Raw genomic sequence first — 23,451 nt, forward strand, 5'->3', positions numbered from 1 at the left:
TCGTTATACAGTCGTAATCTTGTCCATGTGCGCGTAAATTGTGTGGGAGCGATCGTCTTCGACGCCTCCGGGCGGATCCTTCTCATCCGTCGTGGCCGCCCACCGGCCCAGGGAATGTGGTCCGTTCCCGGGGGCCGGATCGAGCCTGGCGAGTCCGACGCCGAGGCGGTCGTCCGCGAGATGCTGGAGGAGACCGGCCTGAGGGTCGCGGTCGGTCCCCTGGCCGGCGCGGTGGACCGCCCGGGTCCCGGCGGGGTCGTCTACGAGATCCGCGACTATCTGGCCGAGGTCACCGGCGGCACGCTCGTCGCCGGTGACGACGCCGCCGAGGCGCACTGGTTCCCCGTCGGAGAGCTGCCGCGACTGCCCCTGGCCCCCGGTCTCCTGGAGGCCCTCACCGAGTGGGGGGTCATCGGCCGCCGTCCAGGGTCGAACGCCACAGGGTGAGGTGGTCGGCGTCGTAGGTGGTCGACCGTCCCAGGGCCACCACCTGATCGCCGGAGACCGCCACCGCGCCGAACCCCTGGGCTCCGTCGCCGGCCAGCTGCCCCTGGGTGGGCGCGTGCCGCTGCCAGGACAGTCCGTCCCCTGAGGTCCAGACCACGCTGTCGCCCTCGCCCGGCGTGCCCTGCCAGCCCACCGCCACCACGCCGTGCTCGACCGCCGCCAGGTCCTGTACGGCCGCCGCCCCCTCGGCCGGCAGCCAGACCGTCCGCCACGTCGTCCCGTTGTCACGGGAGATCGCGGTGAAGGCCCGCTCGCCGTCCGGGGTCCGCGCGACCCCGGCCACGACGGCCTGCCCGCCGTACGTGACCACGTGCCGCAGGCTCGCCGCGGTCGCCCCGGCGGGCAGGACGGGCTTGCGCGCCGTCCAGTCGGCCCCGTCGGCAGACACCCAGACCACGCCGGTCTCGCCGTCCCGCGTCCCGGCGCCGCCGACGGCCATGTAGCCGGAGGAGGTCGGCGCGACGTCGTACAGGCGCACTCCGGCACCGCCCGCGGGGAGCTTGCCCGCCCTGGTGAAGCGCTTGAGGTCGGCGGAGAACCACAGCACCGGCACGGTCCCGGACAGGTTGCGCTCCTCCCCGGCCAGGACGTAGCCGGACGGGCCGGCCGCGACCGCGTGGGGGACCAGGGAGGTCTCGTCGGCTCCCTCCGGCTTCAGGGCGCCCATGACCGGGACCCTGCGCCAGTTCCGGCCGTCTTCGGAGGTGACCAGCAGGGGTTCGGTGGAGGCGACGCTGCTCATCGTGCTGCCCACGGCGAGCCAGCCCCGCCTGCCGTACGCGATGTCGCTGAGCGCCTGGCGCCGGTCGCCGCCGAGGACCTGCGCGGGGCCGCCGGGCGTCCACCGCTCGCCGTCCGGGCTGGTCCAGATCCCGGCGTCGCCGGACATGGCGCCGACCGCGACGAACCCGTCCCTGCCCGCGGCCACGCGGGTCATCTCGCGCGCGGGCCGGGTGAGGCCGGTGATCGCGTCCAGGGAGACCTGCCTGGCCTCCCCCCCTCGGGGGGCCGTCATGAGGACGAGCCGGTTGTCCACCCCGGCGCCGGGCTCGTCACCGCCGACGACGAGGGTCCCGTCCCCGGAGATCGCCAATGCACGCAGCGTGCCGGGCACCCGGCCGAGGCCGGTGCCCCTGGCCCACTGACGGCCGTCCTTGCTGGTGTAGACGGTGTAGCTGCCGGGGCCCGAGTCGGCGACCGCGGCCAGTCCTCCGGGGAAGGCGGCCAGGCGCCTGACGCCGATCCCCTGCCGGTCCAGGCCCGTGATGGCGCCGCACCGGCTCCAGTCACCGCCGTCGGAGGAGCAGTAGACCGCCGTCTCCCCCTTGGCGCTGCGCTGCTGCGAGGGGACCAGGACGAACTGCTTGCCCGCCACGGCCAGCGATCCCGGCTGGGCCGCCACGCCGTCGAGTTCCTTGTCCCCCCGGCGCCAGGACTCGCCGCCGTCGTCCGATCGCAGGGTGACGACGCCGCCGCCCTCGCGGTCGGCCAGCGCGGCCACGGTGTCACCCCTGGCGGCCACCGTCTTGAGACTGCGCACCCCGCCGGGCACGTCGAGGTCGCGCGCCTGCACCGGGGTCCAGCTCCGCCCGTCGGCCGAGGTCCAGGCGGCGGCCCGCTGGTTGCCGTCCGCGGGGACGGTGGCGCCGACCGCGACGAACCCGGAGGAGGTCCGGGCCAGATCCATGATGCGATCCCCCGCCTTGAAGGTCGACCCGCCGGGCTCCACCTCGATCCAGGTCAGGCCGTCGGTGCTGGTCCACAGGCCCGGAGGGCCCGCCAGCTCGTAGCCCACGGCCACCCAGCGGCCGTCGCCGCCGGCCACCAGGCTGACGGTGGTCGGACCGCCCTCACGCACCGGTCCGGCCAGCTCGCCCAGCCGCCACGTCGCGCCGCCGTCCGGGGACACCAGGAACAGCGGCCGGGGAAGCGGGCTGGTGGTGTCGGTGCCGACCGCGACCACGGTGGAGCCGTCCGAGGCGATGGAGTTGAGCACCTGGCTGGAGCCGTCGCCGCCGCCGGCGGGGGGCACGAAGGCCTGGTCCCCCGAGCTGAAGTCGTCGCCGACCAGGCGCAGGCCCGAGGCGAACGGGCTGCTCATCCATCCCCACAGCACCAGGCCCCCGCCGACCGCGGCGGTCAGCACGAGGACCATCAGGAAGGGGATCACCAGGCTCCGGCCGCGCCTGCTCCGTATCGGGCTGGAGCGGCGCACGGCCGAGGGGGCGGCGGCGGATCGGTGGTGCCGTCCGCCGTTGGGGCCCCGCCTGCGCGGCGGCCCCTGGGCCACCAGGAGATCCGGCCGCGCCGGACGCCCGCCGGGAGGCTTGCCGACCCGGCGCACCGGCTCGAAGTCGTCGTGGCCTTCCGGTTCGGGACGGGAGTCCTGCCGGGTCTCCCCCTGCGGCTCCCGAGCCGGAGTCACCTGCTCCGGCTCGTGGATCCGCGCTGTCCGTTCGGGCTCGGGGACCGGTCCCGTCTGTTCCGGCTCGTGGACTCGCGCTGGCTGTCCCGGCTCACGGGCCGGTACGGCCCGCTCCGATCCTCGGGCCGGTGCGGCCCGATCCGGTTCCCGGGCCCGAGCCGCCTGTTCCGGTGCCGTCCGTTCCGGTCCATGGGCCGGCGCGGCCCGATCCGGTTCCGGCGGAACAGCGGGCGCCACCGGGGCATCCCCGTCCCGGGCGGCCCGGGTGTCCCTGGGCGGTCCCGAGGCGACCAGCAGATCCGGACGGGTCACCATCCTGCGGCGCGGCCCCGCCGCAGGCGCCGGTTCCCCGGGCTCTCGTCCGGGTTCGGGCTCCGGCCGCCGCTCAGGTGCGGCCCCCTCGTGCCCGCGCTCGGATCCCGGCTCACCCGCGGGCGGGTGAGCGCTTCCCCAGCCGGGCGCGGGGCCGGGATCGTGGGGGCTCGGCTGGTCCGAGGACCCGGGCTGACCCGAGGGACCGGGCTGGCCGGAAGGGCTCGGCTGGTCCGGGGGTGAGGGCTGGTCGGAGGGGCGGGAGGCGGGGGCGTAGGGGCGGGCGTAGGGACGGCGGCGCTCGCCGGGAGGGCGGGGAGGCTCGGCGTCCTCGGGGGCGGGGGCCGAGAAGGGCGGCGACATCCACGGGGAGGACAGCGGGAGGCCGCGGGTGCGGTCGTCGGAGGGACCGGGTGGGGAGTGCTGGATCGTCGGCGGGAACCGGTTGGACTCGCGGGTCCCGGACGCGTTCGCCGTGTCGTCGGACACGCCGTCGTCCGGCGGCCGTTGTCTCGAGCGCGGGTCGTGAGAGCCCGAGGCCACGCTCAGCACCTCCTCGCAGGAAGCCTATCTGTCCGGTTTTTATCGATTACCGGACCGTTCCAGTCGTCTCCATGACACTTAACCGCAATTCCCTACAGGAAGGGCAAATCGCACGTGACCATAGTCCTACCCACCATCCCCGAAACGATCACCTCGCCCTCCGGGCCGTCTCGCGCCGCGCCGTACACCATCCAGAGCAGCATGCCGCGACGGCTATGGCGATACCTCTCTAGTGAGATTCACCATCTCTGCGCCCGTTTTGTCACTCATTAAAGAGATAAATCCGAGTTCATTAGTCCACAGAGCCCCGGAAGGGAACGCGTGAACCTTCCGCCCCGGGCAGGACGACCGGACTCCGCGGACGACTTCGGGCACCCGTCCGCGACCGCCGCCTCCGTGGGAGATCGCACATCTGCGGATTACTTCACAGACACCCTCGCCGGTGGGACCTTTTCATAGGGGCCAGGAAAACCCCAACCCCAGGGAGCGAACTATGAAACGGCTGGGGCCCGTTCTCACGCTGGCGTCCGGCGCGGTCATCGCCGTCGCGCTCGGAGCGCTCAGCGCCACCACCTCACCGACGATTCAGAACGCAAACGCGCAGGGCCAGGAGGCTCCGGCGGTCGAGGCCACCTCCGAGGCCTCCGCCGCGCCCAAGCCCGTCAAGACCGCCAAGCCGGTTCCGGCCAGGGCCGACTACGCCGGCCGGGTCAAGGGCAACGGCGGGCTCATCGCCATCTCCATCCGCAACGGCAAGGCCGTCGGCTACTTCTGCGACGGCAGGGTCGAGGCCTGGCTCAAGGGCAAGGCCGCCGACGGCAAGATCACGCTGACCGGTGCCCGCAACGCCTCCCTCGAGGCGAACCTGGGCGGCGGCCGGGCCTCGGGGACGCTGGAGTTCGGCGCCAAGTCGTGGGAGTTCACCGCGCCCACGGTCAAGAAGCCCTCCGGCCTCTACCGGGCCAGCGCCGTCGTCCGCGGCGCGCAGGTCAAAGCCGGCTGGATCTACCTGCCCGACGGCAGCCGGGTCGGTCTGCTCTCCGTCGACGACGAGCCCGTCGACGTCGCGATCCCCGAGCCCGGCGAGAACGCGACCGTCAACGGCGAAGAGGTCGACCCCAAGGACGTCGACGAGTTCATAGGGGAGTTCTGATGCACGAGAACACGCAGGTCTCTCGGCTTCCGCAGCCGCAGAGCCTCGCCCCGCTGCTCGTCCCGCTCGTCGTCGGCGGCCTCGTGGCGGTCGCGCTGGGCGTGTACGGACGCCTGCACACGCCCACCGGCTACGCGGTCGGCCCGGCCGGGTTCTCCGGCCCGCTGGCGATGAAGGCCTGGCTCACCACCGGCGCGTTCCTGCTGGTGCTGGTCCAGCTGTTCTCCGCGCTGGTGATGTGGGGCAGGATCAAGATGGACGCCCCGTGGGCCCCCGCTCTGCACCGCTGGTCGGGCCGGCTGGCGTTCGTCCTGACGATCCCGGTGGCGTTCCACTGCCTGTACGCCCTGGGCGCCCAGTTCGACGTGCCGCGCGTGATGATCCACTCACTGCTGGGCTGCTTCTTCTACGGTGTCTTCACCGCGAAGATGCTCGCCCTGCCCAAGCGCGGGCTGCCCGGTTGGACCCTCCCGGTGCTGGGCGGGCTGACGTTCACCGCGCTGACCGGGCTCTGGCTGACCTCGTCGTTCTGGTTCTTCACCACCATCGGGATCAAGTTCTAGTCTCCGGCGGGGTGAAGGCGGTGGTCCGGGGGAGCCCTGCCGCGCGCCCCTTGGCCGCCACCACCAGCGCCATCTTCCGGGACGCCTCGTCGATCATCTCGTCGCCGAGCATGACCGCGCCGCGCTTCTCCACCGTCGTGTAGTACTCGTACGCGTCGAGGATGAGCTCGGCGTGGTCGTAGTCCTCCTGCGACGGCGAGAACACCTCGTTGGCCGCCTCCACCTGCGTGGGGTGGAGCACCCACTTGCCGTCGAACCCCAGCGCCGCCGCGCGCCCGGCCACCCGGCGGTAGCCGTCCAGGTCCTTGATCGCGAGATACGGTCCGTCGACGGCCTGCAGGTCGTTGGCGCGGGCGGCCATCAGGATGCGCATCAGGATGTAGTGGTAGGCGTCGCCCTCGGTGTAACCGGGCGGCTGCTCGCCCACCACCAGGGTCCGCATGTTGATCGAGGCCATGAAGTCGGCGGGGCCGAAGACCAGCGTCTCCAGGCGGGGCGAGGCCCCGGCGATGGCGTCCACGTTGACCAGGCCGCGGGCGTTCTCGATCTGCGCCTCGATGCCGATCCGGCCGACCGGCAGCCCGTTGGCCTTCTCGATCTGGCCGAGCAGCGTGTCCAGCCAGATCACCTGGGTGGCGTCCTCGACCTTGGGCAGCATCAGGCAGTCGAGGAACTCCCCCGCGCCCTCGACGACCTCGATGACGTCGCGGTAGGTCCACTGCGTGCCGACGTCGTTGACCCGCACCACCCGGACCTTGCCCGACCAGTCGCCCTCGCGCAGAGCGGCCACGATGTTCTTGCGGGCCCCCTCCTTGGCCAGCGGCGCGACGGAGTCCTCCAGATCGAGGAAGACCTCGTCGGCGGACAGTCCCTGCGCCTTCTCCAGGAACCGGGGGTTGCTGCCGGGGACCGCGAGGCACGAACGACGGGAGCGCATGGCCACACCGTAGCGGCCGCCCGCCCGGCCGCGGCAGACCGGTCCGGCCTATGGCGGTCATACAAAGTCTCGGCCCCGTTCTTGGAGCCACCCCCGTGCAGGTCTCCAGTGCGATGTCCGAATAATGGGCACGACGCCTCGGTAAAGGGAGACATACACGATGGCAAACGCTTCCTCGGTGGCCCGGCCCGCCGTACTGTCCGACCTCATCCCCGGCACCCGGGTCCGCGACGTCGCGCTCGTCGTCGGCGGCGCCGCGCTGACCGGCCTGGCCGCGCAGCTCAGCTTCCCGATGTGGCCGGTCCCGGTCACCGGCCAGACCTTCGCCGTACTGCTGGTCGGCGCGACCCTCGGCATGGGCCGCGCGGCGCTGAGCATGGCGCTCTACATGGCCGTGGGCATCGCGGGCGTGCCGTGGTTCGCGGAGGGCGCCTCGGGCTTCGGCGGCCCCACCTTCGGCTACGTCGTCGGCTTCATCGCCGCCGCCGCCGTGGTCGGCAAGCTCGCCGAGCGCGGCGGCGACCGCACCGTCGCCCGCACGGTCGGCACGATGGTCCTGGGCAACCTGGTCATCTACGCCTTCGGCCTGCCGGTCCTCATGGCCACCCTGGGCCTGGGCCTGGGCAAGGCGCTCGCGGTGGGTGTGATCCCCTTCCTCGTCGGCGACGCGATCAAGATCGCCGTCGCGGCCGGTCTGCTCCCGGCGGCCTGGAAGCTCGCCCGCCGCTGATCTCACGATCCTGTACGGCCTGCGCCCCGGAATCCGCGGGGCGCAGGCCGTACAGTCGTTTCATGAGCGTGATCGAAGAGGGCGCCAAGAAGTCGAGCGTCCTGTGGCTCTCGCTGGACCGGCCCCGGCTGGCCTGGCACACCTGGCACGAGGGCGCGATCTACCTGGTCACCGGGGGCGGCGAGCAGGAGCTGCCCGGCCTGACCGGCTCCGGCCGGGTCGAGGTGACGCTGCGCAGCAAGGACAACGGCGGGCGGCTGGTCGTCTTCGACGCCTCCGTCGAGGTGGTCGACCAGGCCGCGCACGCCGAGGCGGTCGCGGCCCTGGCCAAGGACCGGCTCAACGCCGCCGACGGTGCGACCATGACCGACCGCTGGGCCGCCGAGTCCCAGGTCGTACGGCTCACGCCGCGGGAGGCCGCCCCCCTGAGCGCACCCGCGTGAGCCCGGGCCCGTCCCCGGGGGCGCCGGCCCGTCGCGCGGGCCCTGCCCGTCCTGTGCGCGCGGGCCCGCCGGTCACCCGACCGGCACCGGCTCCCCGGACTCCCGGACGGCGACGGGCAGGTCGGCCGTGGCCCGCTGGGCGAGATAGGCCCCGGTCAGCACGATCAGGCCACCGATGATCTGGAAGACGCCCAGCGCCTCCCCGACCAGCACCCAGGCGATCACCGCCCCGGCGATGACCTCCAGTGAGGCGACCGTGGAGCCGACCGCGGCCGACAGCCTGCGGACCGCGGTGACGCCGAGGATGTAGGCGACGACCGTGGCGATCACGATCATCCACAGCACCGCCCCCAGCACCGGGACGGCGTACCCGCCCTCGGGTGCGGCGGTCAGCGTGAGGGCCTGCCACGGGATGTCCCACGGCCGGGAGATCGGCACCAGCACGACGGCCGCGCCGGCCAGGCCCCAGGCGATCAGCCCCAGCGGGTCCACGTCGTCGCCGAAGCCGTCGCTGAGCAGGAAGTACCCGGCGCAGCACGCCGCGGCGCCGAAGGCCAGCAGCAGGCCGAACGGGTCCAGGCTCAGGCCCGACCAGGCCTCCACCACGATGCCCAGGCCGACGACCGCCACCACGGCCCCGGTGAAGGCCGCACGCGGCAGCCGTACCCGGCGCACGAAGCGCACCCACAGCACGACGAGCACCGGCGAGGTGAACTCGATCAGCAGGGTGACGCCCACCGGCAGCCGTGTGATCGCCGCGAAGTAGAGCGCCTGCACGCCGGCCACCGCGACCACCGCGTAGGCCAGGAAGAACGGCAGGCGCGAGCGCGGGATGCGCAGGGCGCGGGGCCTGACCGCCGCCAGGATGCCGAGCAGCAGCAGCCCGGCCCCGGCCATCCGCACCCAGACCGCCTCCAGCGGCGTCAGCCCGGCGGCCCCGAGGTATTTGGCCATCGGTCCGGAGAAGGCGAAGCACCAGGAGGACGCGAACGCGATCAGCAGGCCTGCACGCCTCATACAGCACCATCCATGTAACTACCGTCTTAGTCTTTTGATGCTGTCACGGTGTGACGGGTGGGGGCAAGTGGCATCCGGTATATGGGCGTGCCATGGGACTGTGTCCGGGGATACGGCCTACGCTTCAAATGTGAGGATCTTCATCGCCCGGCTCGCCGGCACCCCGATCTTCGACCCGGCCGGTGACCAGATCGGCCGGGTGCGCGACGTGGTGGTGACGGTGCCGGGGGCCGCGCCGCCGCACGTGCACGGCCTGGTGGTGGAGGTGCAGCCGCGCCGCCGGATCTTCGTGCCGATCACCCGGGTGCTCGGCATCGAGGCCGGCGCGATCGTCTTCAGCGGACGGGTCAACATGCGCAGGTTCGAGCAGCGGGCCTCGGAGACCCTGGTGATCGCCGAGATGCTCGACCGGACCGTGGAGGCCGGCGGCCGGAAGATGACCGTACTGGACCTGTCCATGGAGAAGACCAGGGCGGCGGAGTGGCTGATCACCAAGGTCGCGCTGGTCAAGAGCGGTTCCGTGCTCGGCCTTCGGCGGCGGGGCGCCAGCGTGATCGTGGACTGGGACGAGGTCACCGGCTTCGACACGGTGCAGGACGACCAGGGCGCCGCGGCGCTGCTGGCCGCCTTCGAGAGCGAGCGCGCCGCCGACCTGGCCAGCGCCCTGCACACGCTGTCCGACAAGCGGCGGGTCGAGGTCGCCGCCGCCCTGGACGACGCGCGGCTCGCCGAGGTGCTGGAGGAGCTCCCCGAGCCCGACCAGATCGGCATCCTCAGCCGGCTGGCCCCCGAGCGCGCCGCCGACGTGCTGGAGGAGATGGACCCCGACGACGCGGCCGACCTGCTCCAGGACCTGCCCCTCGACCAGGCCGAGGCGCTGATGGCGCTGATGGAGCCCGAGGAGGCCGCGCCGGTCCGGCGGCTGCTGATCTATCCGGAGAACACCGCGGGCGGCATCATGACGTCCGAGCCGATCATCCTGCCGCCCAGCGCCACCGTCGCCGAGGCGCTGGCCCACATCCGCCAGAGGGACCACATCCCGGCCGTGGCCACCCAGGTCTACGTGACCCGCCCGCCCGTCGAGACGCCGACCGGCCGGTATCTCGGCCTGGCCCACTTCCAGCGCCTGCTCCGCGAGCCCCCGTCCACCCTGATCGGCACCGTGATGGACGACTCCCTGGACCCGATCAGACCCGACTTCACCCTGAAGCAGGTGACCTCCTACCTGGCCACCTACGACCTGGTGGCCGTACCGGTGGTGGACGAGGCGGGCCTGCTGGTCGGCGCGGTCACCGTCGACGACGTGCTCGACCATCTGCTCCCCGGCGACTGGCGGGAGCACGAGGACCACGGAGGAGCGTGAGCATGACCGACCGGCTCGACCAGCCCAGGGAACTGGGCCTGCGCCTGCGCCCGCACTACGACCCGGAGACCTTCGGACGGCTGTCGGAGCGCATCGCCCGGTTCCTCGGCACCGCCAGGTTCCTCGTCTACATGACCGGCTTCGTCGCGGTCTGGATCCTGTGGAACATCTTCGCCCCCGAGGCCTGGCGGTTCGACCCCTACCCGTTCATCTTCCTCACGCTCATGCTGTCGTTGCAGGCCTCCTACGCCGCCCCGCTGATCCTGCTGGCCCAGAACCGGCAGGACGACCGGGACCGCATCCAGAACGAGCACGACCGCCGGGCCGCCGCGCGCAACCAGGCCGACGTCGAGTATCTGACCCGCGAGATCGCGGCCCTGCGCATCGCGCTCGGCGAGGTGGCCACCCGCGACTACATCCGCTCGGAGCTCCAGCGTCTCCAGGAGGATCTCCGGGAGTCCTCCGAGGCGGCCCTCCCCCGCTCCAACGTGGTCCGGTGAGCCGCCGCCCGGGCCCGGCCGCCGGCGGCCGGGCTCACCGCTCAGTGCTCGGCGGCGTCGGGGAACAGCTTGGTGAGCATGGCCGCGCACTGGCGCAGCTCGTCGGCGTCGAGCACGTCGAGGAAGCGGGTCCGGATGCCGCGCAGGTAGGTGGGGGTGGCCTCGGCCAGACGCAGGGCGCCGGCGTCGGTGAGGACCGCGAACAGGCCGCGCGCGTCACTGGCGCAGGCCTCCCGCTGGACCAGGCCGTCGCGCTGGAGCCGGTCGATGAGCCGGGTCAGCCCGCTGCGCGAGAGCAGGACCCGCTCCGCCAGGTCGTTCATCCGCAGCCGCCGCTCGGGCGCCTCCGACAGCTGGCTCAGCACGTCGTAGGAGGCCAGCGCCAGGTCGTGCTCGACCAGCAGATCCGTCTCCAGCAGCCGGGTGATGCGCACCTGGGCCCGCTGGAGCATGCGCCAGACCACCAGCTCCTCGGAACTGATCTCCCCGGGGCCGATGGCGTCTCTTGACTCGCTCGCCGTCACGGTCACGGAGTAACCTTAGAACGTTGCATGCGCATCTACATAGCGAATTGTCCGGATCGGTTCAGCGTGCCCACCCCCGGAGTTCTTCGCAGTCCCGCTGGGTTCATACCATGGACCCGGCCCCTGAACGTCTGGACGACACACGACAAGGAGGGACGGCATCCCCCGTCGCCCTCAAGGTGGCGGTCTCTTGCCTACACTTTCGATGGCACCTACCCCGGAACTCGTGACGGCCGCCCTCGCGACCGTCAACGACCCTGAGATCCGTCGGCCGATCACCGAGCTCGACATGGTCAAGAGCGTCGACATCTCCCCCGAAGGGGTGGTGCGCGTCGGCGTCTTCCTCACGGTGGCGGGCTGTCCCATGCGCGACACCATCACCCGCGACGTCACCGCCGCGGTCTCCAAGGTCGAGGGTGTGACCGGCGTCCAGGTCGAGATGGACGTGATGAGCACCGAGCAGCGCAAGACGCTGCAGACCAAGCTGCGCGGCGACCGCGGTCCCGAGAAGGAGATCCCGTTCGCCAAGCCCGGCTCGCTGACCCGCGTGTTCGCGGTCGCCTCGGGCAAGGGCGGAGTCGGCAAGTCCTCCGTCACGGTGAACCTGGCCGCCGCCATGGCCTCCAACGGCCTGAAGGTCGGCGTCGTGGACGCCGACATCTACGGCCACAGCGTGCCCCGCATGCTCGGCGTCTCCGAGCGGCCCACCAAGGTCGAGGACATGATCATGCCGCCGGTGGCGCATGACATCAAGGTCATCTCGGTCGGCATGTTCAAGCCCGAGGGCAACACCCCGGTCGTGTGGCGCGGCCCCATGCTCGACCGCGCGCTGCACCAGTTCCTGGCGGACGTCTACTGGGGCGACCTCGACGTCCTGCTGATGGACCTGCCCCCGGGCACCGGCGACATCGCGATCTCGGTGGCGCAGCGTATGCCGTCCGCGGAGATCCTGGTGGTGACCACCCCGCAGCAGGCCGCCGCCGAGGTCGCCGAGCGCGCCGGCTCCATCGCCGCGCAGACCCACCAGCAGATCGCCGGCGTCATCGAGAACATGGCGTGGCTGCCCTGCCCGCACTGCGACGAGAAGATCTCGGTCTTCGGCGAGGGCGGCGGCCAGACCGTGGCCGACGCGCTCACCCGCACGCTCGGTTCCCGCGTGCCGCTGCTGGGCCAGGTGCCCATCGACATGCGGCTGCGCGAGGGCGGCGACGAGGGCAAGCCGCTCGTGCTCACCGACCCCGACGCGCCGGCCGCGGCCGAACTGCACCGCATCGCGGCGGGCCTGAGCAAGAAGTCGAGCAGCATCAAGGGCCTGCAGCTGGGCATCTCCCCCACCCGGGGCCGTTAGCCGCAGAACGACAGGAGGCGCTCCCCGAGGGGGGCGCCTCCTGTCGTTCTGTCGTTCGTCGCGTGCCGTACCGGCGGCTCAGGTGGCCTCCGGATCGGCACGGACAGCGCGGACGGGATCTCGCCGTACCGGCGGCTCAGGTGGCCTCCGGATCATACGGCGGGATCTCGCCGTAGCCGAGCTCCGCGGCCGGCTCGGCCGCGTAGGAGGTGGCGGCGACGGGTACGGCGGCCGCGGTGCCGGAGGCGTTCCAGTCGTCCTCGAGGTCGGCGGTGAGGTGCTTGCGGACGAAGTTCTTCGGGTTGAGGTCCGCGGGGTCGAAGTCGGCGAACTCGGGCCCGAGTCCCGTCTGCAGGTCCTCCTTGGCGTTGTTGGCCATCCGGCGCAGGTTGCGCAGGGTCCTGCCGGCCTGGGCGGCGGCCTGCGGCAGCTTCTCCGGGCCGAAGACCAGCAGGGCGATGACCACCAGCGCCGCGATCTCAGGCCAGCCGAGTCCGAACACTGTGATCTCCTACGGGCTCAACGAGGTCGCTCTCCGGGACGGATCCCGGAGAGCTTCCAGACTAATGCTCCCGACCTCAAGCATGCACCCGCACGGGCCGCCGGTCAGGAGGGAGCGGGCGTGGGGGTGGCCACATCCGCCTGCACGATCACGGTGGCGGCCTTCTCCTGGCCGCCGCGCAGGTACTTGACCTCCAGCTTGTCGCCCGGCGCCTTGCCCCGCACCAGGGCGATCAGCTCGTTGCCGTCCTGCAGGACCAGGCCGTTGACCTCGAGGATGACGTCGCCCGGCTTGAGACCGGCCTTGTCGGCGGCCCCGCCCGGCGTGACCGGCGCGCTGCCCTCCACCGCCTCGCTCGCGATCCGCACGCCGGTCCCCTCGTACCGGGGGTCGATCATCACGCCGATCCGGGACTTGCTCGCCTTGCCGGTGGTGACCAGCTCCTCGGCGACCCTGCGCGCGTGGTTGACCGGGATGGCGAAGCCGAGGCCGATGCTGCCGCCCTGCTCGCCCATCTGCCGGCCCAGGGTGGCGATGGCCGAGTTGACGCCGATGACCTCGCCGTTGGCGTTGACCAGCGGGCCGCCGGAGTTGCCGGGGTTGATCGCGGCGTCGGTCTGGATGGCGCTGAACCAGGTGGTGTCGGAGCTGTTCTCCTCGCCCGCCTGGACCGGGCGGTTGAGGGAGCTGACGATGCCGGTGGTGACCGTGCCGGTCAGTCCGAGGGGGGAGCCGATCGCGATGACCGGGTCGCCCACCACCACGTTGTCGGAGTTGCCGAGGGTGATCTCCGGCATGCCGAAGGTCTCCTCGGGCTTGACCACGGCGAGGTCGGACTCGGGATCGCGGCCGATGATCCGGGCCGAGGTGGACTTGCGGTTGTTGAACTGGATCTGGATCTGCCCGCCGCCGGCGGCGGCCGCGACCACATGGTTGTTGGTGACCACGTAGCCGCCCTTGATCAGGAAGCCGGAGCCGGTGCCCGAGCTCCCCCCGCCCTCGACGGCCAGCGAGACCACGCTGGGCAGCACCTTGGTCGCCACGCCCGCCACGGACTCCGGCGGCCTCGGGTTGGAGGCGCCGGAGCCGGCCGCGGGAAGGTTGTAGGAGGGGTCCACGCCCGAGCCCGACGTGCGGGTGAGCAGGTAGGTGCCGACGCTGCCGAGCGCCGAGGCGAGCAGGGCGATGACCACGGCGAGCGCGACGAAGGTGCCGATGCCCATGCCCCGCCTGACGGGGGCTCCGACGGGCGCGACGGTCGCGCCGGAGGCGGGCGGCGGCGCCCAGCCCGGCCCCATGCCGAACGCCTGGGAGGGCGGGGGCGGCGGGTTGCCGAAGACCCCGGTGTCGTTGCGGGGCGGCGCGGGCGGCCCCGGAGCCGCGATCATGGTCGCGGTGTCCGAACGCGGGCGGCCAGAGGGGTCGCCCCAGCCGGTGTCCTGTGTGGATCCGGCCCGGCCCTGTTGCGGCGCGGGCTGGTCCCAGCGGTCCCGTGCGGGCGGCCCGCCCAGCTGGCTCCAGCCGTCACCGGGACGCTCGCCGCCGGGCTCCTCGGCGGGCGCGGCGCCCTCGGCGGGCAGGAACTCCGGCCGGGAGGGCTCCGGGGACCGGACCGGCGCGTCGGCGAGATCCGACGGCGCGCGCCCCTCGGCATCGTTCCCCTGGTGGGTGCGGGGGTCGTCGGTCATCGACTACTCACTACTCCTCGCCTCGTATGAGACCGCTCGCCGGCAGCAGGCCACGCCATTTTCCCTGGAACGGCATACGAGAGACATAAAGCACGCCTCATCCGGAGGGATCGTCCCAGGCGGGGGCGGCCCCGCCCGGATCCCGATCGTATGCCCGTGACGCCGTCGTACATGCCCGCACCGGGGCACTCGCCGGGCGCATGGGGTCCCGGAGAAACAGACATCACAGCCATACGATCTGAATTCATCAGATACCAGTATCGCGGAGAGACGTCGTGCACGGGATGACCGCCCCGTCGCACGGCACGGGACGCGCCCCTGCGCGGGGGCGCGTCACCGGGCGAGCGGCCCCGTCACGGGCTGGGAGACAGCGGCGTGGGCAGCGGGGTCGGCGTCGCCGTACGGCTGTTGGACGGCGCGATGTCCCCGTGCTGGTTGGCGAACATGTCGGCCGGCGGGCGCGGGCCGGACTCGGCCCCTCCTACGACGAACAGCGTGCCCAGCGCCACGGCCGCCGAGGCGAAGCCCACCGCGACGTAACCCGCCCGGCGCGACCGGCGGGGTCCGGCGGCGCGTCCTCGGGGCCGGTTGTCCGGCGGCGCGATGCTGTGCATGCTCGGAATCGGCGCCCCGCCGAAGGTCCTGGGCGCCGGAAAAGGCCGCTCCCGCGGCGGCAGCGGGCCACCGGGCTCGGCCATCCGCAACAGCGACACGGTCAGGTCCGCCGGCATCGACGGCCCGTCCAGGGACCGCAGGCGGCTCTTCAGCGCGCGCATGGTGTCGACCTCGGCCCGGCAGCCTGCGCAGAAGGTCAGGTGGGCCAGGGCGCGGTCGCGCTCGTGGTGGTTCAGCTCTCCGTCGACGAGGGCCGAAACCCGTTCTCCAAGATGACTCATGCCGACTCCTTGCCAAGCAACTCGTCGTGACATTCGCCCTTGACGGTGGTGCTCATTTCGGGCCTTCGCTGGTTCGTCATGCCAACTCCTCCCCGCGAGTGACACTCGGGGGGAACTGCTCGTCTCGCGGCGCACGGTGCTCCAGCGCGTCACGCAACTGGGCCCGGCCGCGGTGGATGCGGCTGCGGACGGTGCCGAGCTTCACCCCGAGCGTCGCGGCGATCTCCTCGTAGGACAGTCCCTCGATGTCGCACAGGACGACGGCCGCGCGGAACTCCGGGGCGAGCGCGTCGAGCGCCGCCTGGATGTCGGGCTCCAGATGGTTGTCGTCGTAGGCCTGGGCCGGGGACGGCTCGCGCCCGCGCAGCCGTTCGGCCGCGTCGTCGGCGAGCCCCTCGAACCTGATGCGCTGCTTGCGCCGCGCCATGTCGAGGAACAGGTTGGTCGTGATGCGGTGCAGCCAGCCCTCGAAGGTGCCCGGCGTGTAGTTCGACAGGGATCTGAAGACCCGGACGAAGACCTCCTGGGTGAGGTCCTCGGCGTCGTGGACGTTCCCGGTCAGCCGATAGGCCAGCCGGTAGACACGGGCCGAATGGGTCCGGACCACCTCCTCCCAGGTGGGAGGCGTCCAGTCAGACACGGGAGCATCCGCCTGGTGGTCGGATCCGTCCACCGGCACTCCTCTCTCCGGGACCACCGCTATCGCCATAGTGCCTGGTTTCGTCCCTTCATGCGTACTCACTACCTTCAGGACCGGCAAAGGCCGCTTAAACCGTGCAACGCACCGGGCGTGACATGAGTTCCCGATCGGGCCTGACTCCCCTAGGCTGCGACCCAGTCCTATATGACTGTGTACGGAGAAAGCGGGAGGAGAGGCCGATGGCAGAGACGCCGACAAGTCCGTTGGAGGCCACTCTGGCCTATGCCGAGGACTTCCATCCCGAGGATGAGATCCTGCGCACCGCACGCCTGCGGGGCGCGGAGGTGGGCGCGCCCCCGATCGCCCCCAGCGGCGGCGCCGCCCTGTGCTTCCTGGCCACGGCCATCAACGCCCGCGCCGTCGTGGAGATCGGCACCGGCTGCGGCGTCTCCGGCCTGTGGCTGCTCCGTGGCATGCGTCAGGACGGCACCCTCACCAGCGTGGACGTCGAGCCCGAGCACCAGCGCCTGGCCCGCCAGAGCTTCGCCCAGGCGGGGTTCTCCGGCGGCCGGGTCAGGCTGATCACCGGCCGCGCCCTCGACGTGCTGCCCCGCCTGTCCGACGGCGGCTACGACATGGTCTTCTGCGACGGCGCCAAGCAGGAGTACGGCGACTATCTGGCCGAGGCCGTCCGGCTGCTCCGGGTGGGCGGCATCGTGGTGTTCGACAACGCCCTGTGGCACCACCGGGTCGCCGACCCGACCCAGCGCGACCCGGACACCGTCGCCGTACGGGAGCTGGGCAAGCTGGTGCGCGCCGACGAACGGCTCCGCCCGCTCCTGCTCCCGCTCGGCGACGGCATCCTCGCCGCGCTCAAGCTCACCGCCTAGCGCTCAGTCTCACCGGCCGGGGCGGCCGGTCAGCCACTCCAGCAGCAGGCGGACGCCGAACCCGGTCGCGCCCTTGGTGAGCAGGCCCTCGTCGGCCGTGCTGCGGCCGACCCCGGCGATGTCCAGGTGGGCCCACGGCCGCCCGCCGGTGAACTCCCGCAGGAACAGCGCCGCGGTGATCGACCCCGCGCCGTAGGCGGACCCGGCCTCGATGTTGGCCAGGTCGGCGACCGCGGACTCCAGAGCCGGGACGTAGTCGTCGATCAGCGGCATTCGCCACAGTCGCTCGCCGCTGGCCTCCCCCGCCTCGTCCAGGCTCGCGGCCAGCCCGTCGTCGGAGGCGAACAGGGCGCCCAGGCCCTTGCCGAGCGCGATGCCGATCGCCCCGGTCAGGGTGGCGATGTCCACCATGAGGTCCGGGTCGAGCTCGGCGTCGGCGTAGGCCAGCGCGTCGGCCATCACCAGGCGGCCCTCGGCGTCGGTGTTGAGCACCTCGACGGTCCGCCCGCCGTACTGCGTGATCACGTCTCCGGGCCGCTGGGCGGAGCCGGAGAAGGAGTTCTCGGCGGCGGCGATCAGGCCCGTGACGCGGACCGGCGCCCCGAGCCCGGCCAGCGCGCCGAGCACCGCGATGACGACCGCTCCGCCCGCCATGTCGGTCTTCATGAACTTCATGTTCTCGGTGGGCTTGAGCGACAGGCCGCCGGTGTCGTAGGTGATGCCCTTGCCGACCAGGACGTAGTGCTCGATCCGCTCGCCCCGGGCGCGGCGCTCCGGCGCGTCGGCGGGCTCGTAGGACAGCTGGATCAGCCGGGGCGGGCTCACCGAGCCCTGGCCGACGGCCAGGATGCCGCCGAAGCCGCCCGACCGCAGCGCGTCCTCGTCCCACACCCGGGCGCTGGTGCGCCCCTGCGGGCCGTCCTCGGCCAGCTGCTCCAGGGCCCGCTCGGCGAGCCACTCGGGGTTCTTCTCCGACGACGGCGTGTTGGCCAGGTCCCTGGCGAGCGCGACCGCCCCGGCGATCGCCCGCCCCCTGGCCACCTCGGCCTCGGCGTCCTCGCCCGCGAACTCGATCGCGGCGACCGCGCCGGAGCCGTTCTCGCCGATCCGGAAGGTGTAGGCGGCCAGCAGCGCGCCCTCGACGAACGCGGCCCGCGCCCCGTCGGGCAGCACCACGCTGAGCGCGTCACGGCCCTTGGCCCGGCGCGCGACCGCCGCCCCCGCCTTGCGCAGCGCGGCGGCCGAGCCGTCGCCGACGCCGTACAGCAGCACGCGCCCGACGGCGTCACCGCGGACGACCGGCACCTCGACGATCTCGCCCGCCTCGCCTTTGGCCTGGTAGTGCTCCAGCAGTGGGGTGACGGGGACGGGGAGCTCGACCCGGGGGGCGAGATCCTCCCCGAAGGGGACGGCGAGCAGGGCGGCGTCCGCCGGCGCCTGCGCGACCGTGGTGATCGAGGTCTGTATGGGCACGTGACAACTCCAGATCGTGAACCGGGAAACACCACGGCCCTGGCGCGAGCCACCATGGAGGCGGTCCAGCGGCCAGGGCCGTGTCGTCGGTCGCGGTCGGACGGGCCATCGTCGGTGTCATGCTTCTCGGAGCACGTAGGTCGGCGCCCGTCACACCCCGCCGGAGATCAGGCCGGACTCAGCCGACGACCTTCTTCAGCTCCTCGCCGAGGGCCCCTGCCTCGTCAGCCGAGAGCTCGACGACGAGCCGGCCGCCGCCCTCCAGGGGAACCCGCATGACGATGCCCCTGCCTTCCTTGACGACCTCCAGCGGACCATCGCCGGTCCTCGGCTTCATCGCCGCCATGCGTGTATCCCTTCCTGCTTCGGGCTCCGGATCTCCGACTGACCCGAGGGTGGCCGACGCATTCACGTCTTCTGTGATGTCCTATTATCCCGCCTCCGCACTCGGATTGGGAACGATCAGGTTCCGCATCTCGCCATCAAGCGCTCAATACCGTTGTCCGCAGCCCCTCCGGACGACCAAACTTGTCTTCGTGAACGCCCGCGCCGCGCTGTTCGACCTGTACGGGGACCACCTGCGGTCCCGGGGCGGCCGTGCGTCCGTGGCCGCGCTGGTCCGGCTGCTCGCCCCCCTGGAGATCGCGGCTCCCGCCGTGCGCACGGCCATCTCGCGGATGGTCCGGCAGGGCTGGCTCACCCCCGTCCGCCTGCCCAGCGGTCCCGGCTACGAGGTCACCCCCAAGTGCGTGCGCCGCCTCGACGAGGCCGCACTGAGAATTTACCGGGCCGGAACGATCGCCTGGTCGGGCCGCTGGCACCTGGTCGTGCTCCCGCCGATGCGTGAGCGCCCGCGGCGCGAGCGGGTCAGGGCCGACCTGTCCTTCCTCGGATACGCGCCGCTGTCGGAGACGACCTGGATCGGCCCGCGCTCCTCCCCCGAGCTCGACTCCCTGCTCGCGGGCGAGAACGCCGTGGCCGAGCGGTTCGAGGCCGTGCTCGACGGCGACCCGCAGGCCATGGTCGCCAGGACCTGGGACCTGGAGGCCATCGGGACGGCCTACGAGGAGTGGCTGTCCCAGGCGATGGAGCTGATCGGCGCCCTGCCGGACGGCTCCCCCGACGACCGCGTCTTCGCCACCCGCAGCAGGCTGCTGCACGGGTGGCGCAACTTCCTCTTCCGCGATCCCGGGCTCCCGGCCTGCCTGCTGCCGGACGGCTGGCCCGGGGAGAAGGCCAGAGCCTACTTCGAGCAGGAGGCCGCCCGGCTGCTCCCCGCGGCCGCGGCGTTCGTCGACAGTCAGCTGACCGAACAGTGAAGGGGTCTTTCCGTTGAACGATGTCCTCTACTCCGTGGACGACGGGGTCGCCACCGTCACGCTGGACCGCCCCGAGGCGATGAACTCGCTCACCGTCCGGATGAAGACCGAGCTGCTTGAGGCGCTGACCCGGGCCTCCCAGGCCTTCGCCGTGCGCGCGGTGCTGCTGACGGGGTCGGGCCGGGCGTTCTGCGCCGGACAGGACCTCAACGAGCACGCCGCGAACCTGGAGGCCGGTCGCGGCCTGAACGACACGGTGCGCGCGCACTACAACCCGATCGTCCGCACGATCGCCGAGATGGGCAAGCCGGTGATCGCCGCGGTGAACGGCGTGGCGGCGGGTGCGGGCGCCTCCCTGGCCTTCGCCTGCGACCTGCGGATCGCCTCGGAGAAGGCCAAGTTCGCGATGGCCTTCACCGGGATCGGCCTGGCCCCCGACTCCGGCGCCTCCTGGACCCTGCAGCGCCTGGTCGGCCCGGCTCGCGCGGCCGAGCTCCTGCTGCTGGGCGAGCCGCTGGACGCCACCCGCGCGATGGAGCTCGGCGTCGTCTCCAAGGTCGTCCCGGCCGAGGAGCTGGACGCCGCGGCCCGGGCTCTCGCCGTACGGCTGGCGCAGGGCCCCACCGCCGCCTACGCCGCCACCAAGCGGGCGCTGGCCTTCGCGGCGGACAGCGGCCTGGGCGAGGCGCTGGAGCTGGAGGCCGACCTGCAGGACGCCTGCGCCAAGACCGACGACCACCTGAACGCCACCCGGGCCTTCCTCAAGAAGGAGCGACCGGTCTTCGAGGGTCACTAGGTCCTCCCCGCCCCTCCACCGGGGCCTTTCCCGGATCTTTGCCGGGATCGGGCCCGAGGGGGTGACGCGCCGGGCAGGGGACTCCGGGAAACGCGTCTCCGGCACCGGAGCGCGTCCCGGCCCGGCGGTCCCTCCTGGAGGAGCACAGGTGTCCAGCCCTCAGCCCGCCTCCGGGCGTCGCCTCACCCCCGAGGAGCGCACCGCCCTGTACGAGACGTCCCGGCGCACCAGGCTGCGGGTGCTGATCCTCGCCCCGGCGGTGATCGCGCTGTTCGTCCTGCTGATGGTGGTCGTCCCTCCCGCCGCGACGAAACCGGCGGCGTTCCTGGGCACCCTCCTCGGCATCGGGGTCGTCGTGCTCCAGGGGAGGGCGCTGCACAACCTGCACACCCGGCTGGGGATCACCGGCGAGGAGGGCAAGGCGATCGTCGCCGAGGAACAGGCCCGTCGCCGGGGGTGAGGGCCGTGCCCCGGTCAGGGGACCGAGACCGCGTCCCTGACCCAGCAGTCGGCGACGTGGTCGTTGACCAGGCCGATGGCCTGCATCAGCGCGTAGGCGGTGGTGGGGCCGACGAAGCGGAAGCCGTGCCTGCGCAGCTCCTTGGCCAGCGCCTTGGAGCCGGGGGTCTGGGCGGGCACGTCGGCGTCGGTGGCCGGCACCGGAGATCCGGGGTCGGCGTGGCGCCAGACCAGGTCGGAGAGGCCGACGTCGAGCGCGACCCGCGCGTTGGCGACGGCCGCCTCGATCTTGGCCCGGTTGCGGACGATGCCCGGGTCGGCGAGCAACCGGTCCACGTCCGACCGGTCGAACGCGGCCACGGCCGGGATGGAGAACCCGGCGAAGGCGGCGCGGAAGTTCTCCCGCTTGCGCAGGATCGTGATCCAGGACAGGCCCGACTGGAAGGCCTCCAGCGTGAGCCGCTCGAACACCCGGTCGTCGCCCTCGACCCTGCGGCCCCACTCGTCGTCGTGGTAGGCGATGTACTCGGGGGCGGAGGTCACCCACCCGCAGCGCACGGACCCGTTCTGCCGCCCGGTCACCGGGACTCCTCCGCCTCCGCCCGCCCGGCGGACGCGGTCTCGGCCCGATCGGCCGGCGCGGCCTCCGCCTGGTCGTCGGGCGCCTCCTCGGGCTGCCCGGCGTTCGCCGTACCGGTATGACCGGCCGCCTCCTCGGGTTGGCCGGCGCGCGCCGTACCGGTGCGACCGGCCGCCTCCGCGTGCTCGGCGGGCGCCCCGCCGTTCTCCGACGACGGGCCCTCCCAGCCGCCGAAGGACCCGGCGGCGTCCCCGGACACCTCGGCGGGCTCCTCGCGCGGGATCTCGGGCTTGTGCTGGGTGATCGGCCCGTACGCCGGGGCCGCGTGGACCTCCTGGCGCGCCTGGAGCCTGCTGGCGAGCAGCTCGGAGACCCGCTGCTCCAGCACCGCGATCCTGGTGTCGCGCTCGCTCAGCGCGTTGGCGACGCGCTGCAGCGCCTCGTCGACGCTCTGCGTGTGATAGCCGACCAGGCTCACCGGCAGCTGCAGCGCCATGAAGTCCACGGCGTTGAGCTGCCCGGCCTCGGGCAGGGCGAGCGGGGGGACGTCGGGGGCGAACTCGGTGAGCTCGCCGCCTTTCCCCATGGCGACCATCACCACACCGGCGAGGATGGCGAGGGCGGCGAGGGCGAGTACGACCAGCAGCACACTACGAATCGTGCCACAACTCTCCCGCCTTAGGATCGTGGCATGGCGGCGCTCATGGTGATCGGACCGGATGACGGCGGCGAGGCCGGCTGGGTCGAGGCCCGCTCGGTCGCGGAGATCGAACGGCTCGTCCGGGCCGGGCACACCGTCGTCGTCACCCCCGGGGAGCTGGCCGGGGCGCAGGACGGGAGGTCCCCGGACGACGAGGAGGCCGCCGAACTGGCCGCGGCCTCGGTCTGCGCCTGGCTGGGCGCCCGGGTCTTCCGCACCTCACGGCCCGGTCAGGTACGGCTCGCGGTCGAGATGACCGAGTCCCTGGCCGGCCGCAGGCCCCCCGCCCTGGCCCGCCGCGGCCTCGCCTGAGGCGCCGCCTGATCCGTCCGGTCTTGACAGCTCTGAGGAGCTTGCATAGGCGTGGGACGGAAGGTGGTCATGACGGAGCAGGCGACGACCGGGCGCGACGACGCAGCCGCCGCGCAGGAGAAGCGGGACCCCCTTTACCCGACATGCCGGTGGATCGCCGCGGTGATCCTGCTGCAGTACGGCCGGCGCCGCCCCGGCCGGCCATCCGAGGGGTGACCGGCCGGGTACGGCGGGCGGCGCGTCAGGCCGGGCTGGCCTCGCCCAGTTCCTCCGGGCTGGGGACCAGGTGCCGGGGCGTCTTCTCCAGGAGTTCGAAGGCCTCCTCGGCCGTGGTGGTCCAGGAGATCGCGTCGAAGACGTTCGGGCGGGTGAAACCGGCCTCGTGCATGCCCTCGACGAGCTCGCGCAGCGGTGCGTACAGACCCCAGGGGTCCAGGATCACCAGCGGCTTGTCGTGCAGCCCCAGCGTCCGCGCCGTCCAGATCTCGAACAGCTCCTCCAGCGTGCCGATGCCGCCGGGCAGCACCAGGAAGGCGTCGGAGCGGGCGTCCATGATCCCCTTGCGCTCGCGCATGTCGGCGGTGACGACGAGCTCGTCGGACTCCTCGTCGGCGATCTCGACGTCCACCAGGGCCTGCGGGATCACCCCGACCGTACGGCCGCCGGCGGCGCGGGCCGCCCGCGCCACCGCCCCCATGCACGACACCGTGGCGCCTCCGCTGACCAGAGTGTGCCCGCGTCCGGCGAGCTCCCGGCCCACCTCCTCCGCCAGGGCCAGGTACTTCCGGTCGATCTTCTGGCTCGACGCCAGGAATACGCAGATAAACACGG

Annotated in this window: 27 protein-coding genes; 14 read left to right on the top strand and 13 right to left on the bottom strand. The window is 72.6% G+C overall.

Features of this window, described 5'->3' with window-relative positions:
- Positions 1-27: 27 nt before the first annotated feature.
- Complete coding sequence (locus tag Pta02_RS04540) at positions 28-447, top strand: NUDIX hydrolase (protein ID WP_203873381.1); 420 nt, start codon at positions 28-30, stop codon at positions 445-447.
- Here Pta02_RS04540 and Pta02_RS04545 read toward each other — a convergent pair.
- Positions 410-2,932: a sialidase/neuraminidase family protein gene (locus tag Pta02_RS04545; RefSeq protein WP_203873382.1), complete on the bottom strand. Its 2,523-nt coding sequence runs from the start codon at positions 2,930-2,932 to the stop codon at positions 410-412. The two genes, Pta02_RS04540 and Pta02_RS04545, sit on opposite strands and share 38 nt — an antisense overlap.
- A gap of 1,348 nt (positions 2,933-4,280) precedes the next feature.
- Between Pta02_RS04545 and Pta02_RS04550 the strand changes: the two genes are divergently transcribed.
- Both Pta02_RS04550 and Pta02_RS04555 read left to right on the top strand, forming a co-directional pair.
- Positions 4,281-4,940, top strand: a complete 660-nt coding sequence (locus Pta02_RS04550; protein ID WP_203873383.1) for a hypothetical protein — start codon at positions 4,281-4,283, stop codon at positions 4,938-4,940.
- Positions 4,940-5,503, top strand: a complete 564-nt coding sequence (locus Pta02_RS04555; protein WP_203873384.1) for a DUF6529 family protein — start codon at positions 4,940-4,942, stop codon at positions 5,501-5,503. The genes Pta02_RS04550 and Pta02_RS04555 overlap by 1 nt, the downstream gene beginning before the upstream one ends.
- Here the strand turns inward: Pta02_RS04555 and Pta02_RS04560 are convergent.
- The gene (locus tag Pta02_RS04560) at positions 5,493-6,440 is read right to left on the bottom strand and encodes an HpcH/HpaI aldolase/citrate lyase family protein (protein ID WP_203873385.1); all 948 of its coding nucleotides are present in this window, start codon (positions 6,438-6,440) and stop codon (positions 5,493-5,495) included. The two genes, Pta02_RS04555 and Pta02_RS04560, sit on opposite strands and share 11 nt — an antisense overlap.
- A gap of 160 nt (positions 6,441-6,600) precedes the next feature.
- On the opposite strand from Pta02_RS04560, the gene Pta02_RS04565 reads away from it, so the two are divergent.
- Positions 6,601-7,170: a biotin transporter BioY gene (locus tag Pta02_RS04565; protein ID WP_203873386.1), complete on the top strand. Its 570-nt coding sequence runs from the start codon at positions 6,601-6,603 to the stop codon at positions 7,168-7,170.
- A 62-nt stretch (positions 7,171-7,232) separates the two neighbouring features.
- Positions 7,233-7,613 carry a hypothetical protein gene (locus Pta02_RS04570; RefSeq protein ID WP_203873387.1) on the top strand — a complete coding sequence of 127 codons (381 nt, stop codon included), beginning with the start codon at positions 7,233-7,235 and terminating at the stop codon, positions 7,611-7,613.
- A gap of 72 nt (positions 7,614-7,685) precedes the next feature.
- Here Pta02_RS04570 and Pta02_RS04575 read toward each other — a convergent pair whose 3' ends face one another.
- Positions 7,686-8,630, bottom strand: a complete 945-nt coding sequence (locus Pta02_RS04575) for an EamA family transporter (protein ID WP_203873388.1) — start codon at positions 8,628-8,630, stop codon at positions 7,686-7,688.
- Positions 8,631-8,760: 130 nt separating this feature from the next.
- Here Pta02_RS04575 and Pta02_RS04580 point away from each other — a divergent pair, with 130 nt between their 5' ends.
- On the top strand, positions 8,761-9,993 hold the full coding sequence (locus Pta02_RS04580) for a magnesium transporter MgtE N-terminal domain-containing protein (RefSeq protein ID WP_239129555.1): 1,233 nt from the start codon (positions 8,761-8,763) through the stop codon (positions 9,991-9,993).
- A gap of 2 nt (positions 9,994-9,995) precedes the next feature.
- Positions 9,996-10,493, top strand: a complete 498-nt coding sequence (locus Pta02_RS04585; RefSeq protein ID WP_203873390.1) for a DUF1003 domain-containing protein — start codon at positions 9,996-9,998, stop codon at positions 10,491-10,493.
- A gap of 41 nt (positions 10,494-10,534) precedes the next feature.
- On the opposite strand, the gene Pta02_RS04590 is transcribed toward Pta02_RS04585, so the two are convergent.
- Positions 10,535-11,023, bottom strand: a complete 489-nt coding sequence (locus tag Pta02_RS04590; protein ID WP_239129571.1) for a MarR family winged helix-turn-helix transcriptional regulator — start codon at positions 11,021-11,023, stop codon at positions 10,535-10,537.
- 199 nt (positions 11,024-11,222) lie between these two features.
- Between Pta02_RS04590 and Pta02_RS04595 the strand changes: the two genes are divergently transcribed.
- Positions 11,223-12,365, top strand: a complete 1,143-nt coding sequence (locus Pta02_RS04595) for an Mrp/NBP35 family ATP-binding protein (protein WP_203873391.1) — start codon at positions 11,223-11,225, stop codon at positions 12,363-12,365.
- A 136-nt stretch (positions 12,366-12,501) separates the two neighbouring features.
- Here the strand turns inward: Pta02_RS04595 and Pta02_RS04600 are convergent, their stop codons facing one another.
- The 4 genes from Pta02_RS04600 to sigE all read right to left on the bottom strand — a co-directional run bounded on the left by Pta02_RS04600 (position 12,502) and on the right by sigE (position 16,160).
- Entirely contained in the window at positions 12,502-12,867 is a 366-nt protein-coding gene (locus Pta02_RS04600; protein WP_203873392.1) for a sec-independent translocase, read from the bottom strand.
- Between the two features lie 104 nt (positions 12,868-12,971).
- A complete protein-coding gene (locus Pta02_RS04605) occupies positions 12,972-14,555 on the bottom strand; it encodes a S1C family serine protease (RefSeq protein ID WP_239129574.1) in 1,584 nt (527 codons plus the stop codon).
- Between the two features lie 353 nt (positions 14,556-14,908).
- Entirely contained in the window at positions 14,909-15,451 is a 543-nt protein-coding gene (locus Pta02_RS04610; RefSeq protein WP_203873393.1) for an anti-sigma factor family protein, read from the bottom strand.
- 76 nt (positions 15,452-15,527) lie between these two features.
- Entirely contained in the window at positions 15,528-16,160 is a 633-nt protein-coding gene (gene sigE / locus Pta02_RS04615) for an RNA polymerase sigma factor SigE (RefSeq protein WP_203873394.1), read from the bottom strand.
- Positions 16,161-16,330: 170 nt separating this feature from the next.
- Here sigE and Pta02_RS04620 point away from each other — a divergent pair, with 170 nt between their 5' ends.
- Positions 16,331-16,981: an O-methyltransferase gene (locus Pta02_RS04620; RefSeq protein WP_203873395.1), complete on the top strand. Its 651-nt coding sequence runs from the start codon at positions 16,331-16,333 to the stop codon at positions 16,979-16,981.
- A 9-nt stretch (positions 16,982-16,990) separates the two neighbouring features.
- Here the strand turns inward: Pta02_RS04620 and Pta02_RS04625 are convergent, their stop codons facing one another.
- Together Pta02_RS04625 and Pta02_RS04630 are read right to left on the bottom strand one after the other, a co-directional pair.
- The gene (locus tag Pta02_RS04625) at positions 16,991-18,454 is read right to left on the bottom strand and encodes a leucyl aminopeptidase family protein (RefSeq protein ID WP_203873396.1); all 1,464 of its coding nucleotides are present in this window, start codon (positions 18,452-18,454) and stop codon (positions 16,991-16,993) included.
- 178 nt (positions 18,455-18,632) lie between these two features.
- On the bottom strand, positions 18,633-18,800 hold the full coding sequence (locus Pta02_RS04630) for a DUF3117 domain-containing protein (protein ID WP_068901342.1): 168 nt from the start codon (positions 18,798-18,800) through the stop codon (positions 18,633-18,635).
- 190 nt (positions 18,801-18,990) lie between these two features.
- Here Pta02_RS04630 and Pta02_RS04635 point away from each other — a divergent pair, with 190 nt between their 5' ends.
- The 3 genes from Pta02_RS04635 to Pta02_RS04645 all read left to right on the top strand — a co-directional run bounded on the left by Pta02_RS04635 (position 18,991) and on the right by Pta02_RS04645 (position 21,029).
- Positions 18,991-19,773, top strand: coding sequence for a PaaX family transcriptional regulator (locus Pta02_RS04635; protein ID WP_203873397.1), 783 nt, complete (start codon positions 18,991-18,993; stop codon positions 19,771-19,773).
- A gap of 13 nt (positions 19,774-19,786) precedes the next feature.
- Positions 19,787-20,569 carry an enoyl-CoA hydratase-related protein gene (locus tag Pta02_RS04640; protein ID WP_203873398.1) on the top strand — a complete coding sequence of 261 codons (783 nt, stop codon included), beginning with the start codon at positions 19,787-19,789 and terminating at the stop codon, positions 20,567-20,569.
- 148 nt (positions 20,570-20,717) lie between these two features.
- Positions 20,718-21,029: a hypothetical protein gene (locus Pta02_RS04645; protein WP_203873399.1), complete on the top strand. Its 312-nt coding sequence runs from the start codon at positions 20,718-20,720 to the stop codon at positions 21,027-21,029.
- A gap of 14 nt (positions 21,030-21,043) precedes the next feature.
- Here the strand turns inward: Pta02_RS04645 and Pta02_RS04650 are convergent, their stop codons facing one another.
- Together Pta02_RS04650 and Pta02_RS04655 are read right to left on the bottom strand one after the other, a co-directional pair.
- Entirely contained in the window at positions 21,044-21,610 is a 567-nt protein-coding gene (locus tag Pta02_RS04650) for a DNA-3-methyladenine glycosylase I (protein ID WP_203873400.1), read from the bottom strand.
- On the bottom strand, positions 21,607-22,257 hold the full coding sequence (locus tag Pta02_RS04655; RefSeq protein WP_203873401.1) for a hypothetical protein: 651 nt from the start codon (positions 22,255-22,257) through the stop codon (positions 21,607-21,609). The genes Pta02_RS04650 and Pta02_RS04655 overlap by 4 nt, the downstream gene beginning before the upstream one ends.
- 42 nt (positions 22,258-22,299) lie before the next feature.
- Here Pta02_RS04655 and Pta02_RS04660 point away from each other — a divergent pair, with 42 nt between their 5' ends.
- Together Pta02_RS04660 and Pta02_RS04665 are read left to right on the top strand one after the other, a co-directional pair.
- Positions 22,300-22,620, top strand: a complete 321-nt coding sequence (locus tag Pta02_RS04660; RefSeq protein ID WP_203873402.1) for a hypothetical protein — start codon at positions 22,300-22,302, stop codon at positions 22,618-22,620.
- A gap of 51 nt (positions 22,621-22,671) precedes the next feature.
- On the top strand, positions 22,672-22,836 hold the full coding sequence (locus Pta02_RS04665) for a hypothetical protein (protein WP_203873403.1): 165 nt from the start codon (positions 22,672-22,674) through the stop codon (positions 22,834-22,836).
- 25 nt (positions 22,837-22,861) lie between these two features.
- On the opposite strand, the gene Pta02_RS04670 is transcribed toward Pta02_RS04665, so the two are convergent.
- The gene (locus tag Pta02_RS04670; protein ID WP_203873404.1) at positions 22,862-23,449 is read right to left on the bottom strand and encodes an LOG family protein; all 588 of its coding nucleotides are present in this window, start codon (positions 23,447-23,449) and stop codon (positions 22,862-22,864) included.
- Positions 23,450-23,451 lie beyond the last annotated feature (2 nt).

This window comes from Paraplanobispora takensis, assembly GCF_016863195.1.
Lineage (GTDB): Bacteria > Actinomycetota > Actinomycetes > Streptosporangiales > Streptosporangiaceae > Planobispora > Planobispora takensis.

What these genes read in the sequence shown, in the direction of transcription:
- Pta02_RS04550 (WP_203873383.1), top strand. Translation starts at nt 4,281, where the DNA reads ATGAAACGGCTGGGGCCCGTTCTCACGCTGGCGTCCGGCGCGGTCATC.
- Pta02_RS04555 (WP_203873384.1), top strand. Translation starts at nt 4,940, where the DNA reads ATGCACGAGAACACGCAGGTCTCTCGGCTTCCGCAGCCGCAGAGCCTC.
- Pta02_RS04560 (WP_203873385.1), bottom strand. Translation starts at nt 6,440, where the DNA reads ATGCGCTCCCGTCGTTCGTGCCTCGCGGTCCCCGGCAGCAACCCCCGG.
- Pta02_RS04565 (WP_203873386.1), top strand. Translation starts at nt 6,601, where the DNA reads ATGGCAAACGCTTCCTCGGTGGCCCGGCCCGCCGTACTGTCCGACCTC.
- Pta02_RS04570 (WP_203873387.1), top strand. Translation starts at nt 7,233, where the DNA reads ATGAGCGTGATCGAAGAGGGCGCCAAGAAGTCGAGCGTCCTGTGGCTC.
- Pta02_RS04575 (WP_203873388.1), bottom strand. Translation starts at nt 8,630, where the DNA reads ATGAGGCGTGCAGGCCTGCTGATCGCGTTCGCGTCCTCCTGGTGCTTC.
- Pta02_RS04585 (WP_203873390.1), top strand. Translation starts at nt 9,996, where the DNA reads ATGACCGACCGGCTCGACCAGCCCAGGGAACTGGGCCTGCGCCTGCGC.
- Pta02_RS04595 (WP_203873391.1), top strand. Translation starts at nt 11,223, where the DNA reads ATGGCACCTACCCCGGAACTCGTGACGGCCGCCCTCGCGACCGTCAAC.
- Pta02_RS04605 (WP_239129574.1), bottom strand. Translation starts at nt 14,555, where the DNA reads ATGACCGACGACCCCCGCACCCACCAGGGGAACGATGCCGAGGGGCGC.
- Pta02_RS04610 (WP_203873393.1), bottom strand. Translation starts at nt 15,451, where the DNA reads ATGAGTCATCTTGGAGAACGGGTTTCGGCCCTCGTCGACGGAGAGCTG.
- sigE (WP_203873394.1), bottom strand. Translation starts at nt 16,160, where the DNA reads ATGGCGATAGCGGTGGTCCCGGAGAGAGGAGTGCCGGTGGACGGATCC.
- Pta02_RS04620 (WP_203873395.1), top strand. Translation starts at nt 16,331, where the DNA reads ATGGCAGAGACGCCGACAAGTCCGTTGGAGGCCACTCTGGCCTATGCC.
- Pta02_RS04630 (WP_068901342.1), bottom strand. Translation starts at nt 18,800, where the DNA reads ATGGCGGCGATGAAGCCGAGGACCGGCGATGGTCCGCTGGAGGTCGTC.
- Pta02_RS04660 (WP_203873402.1), top strand. Translation starts at nt 22,300, where the DNA reads ATGGCGGCGCTCATGGTGATCGGACCGGATGACGGCGGCGAGGCCGGC.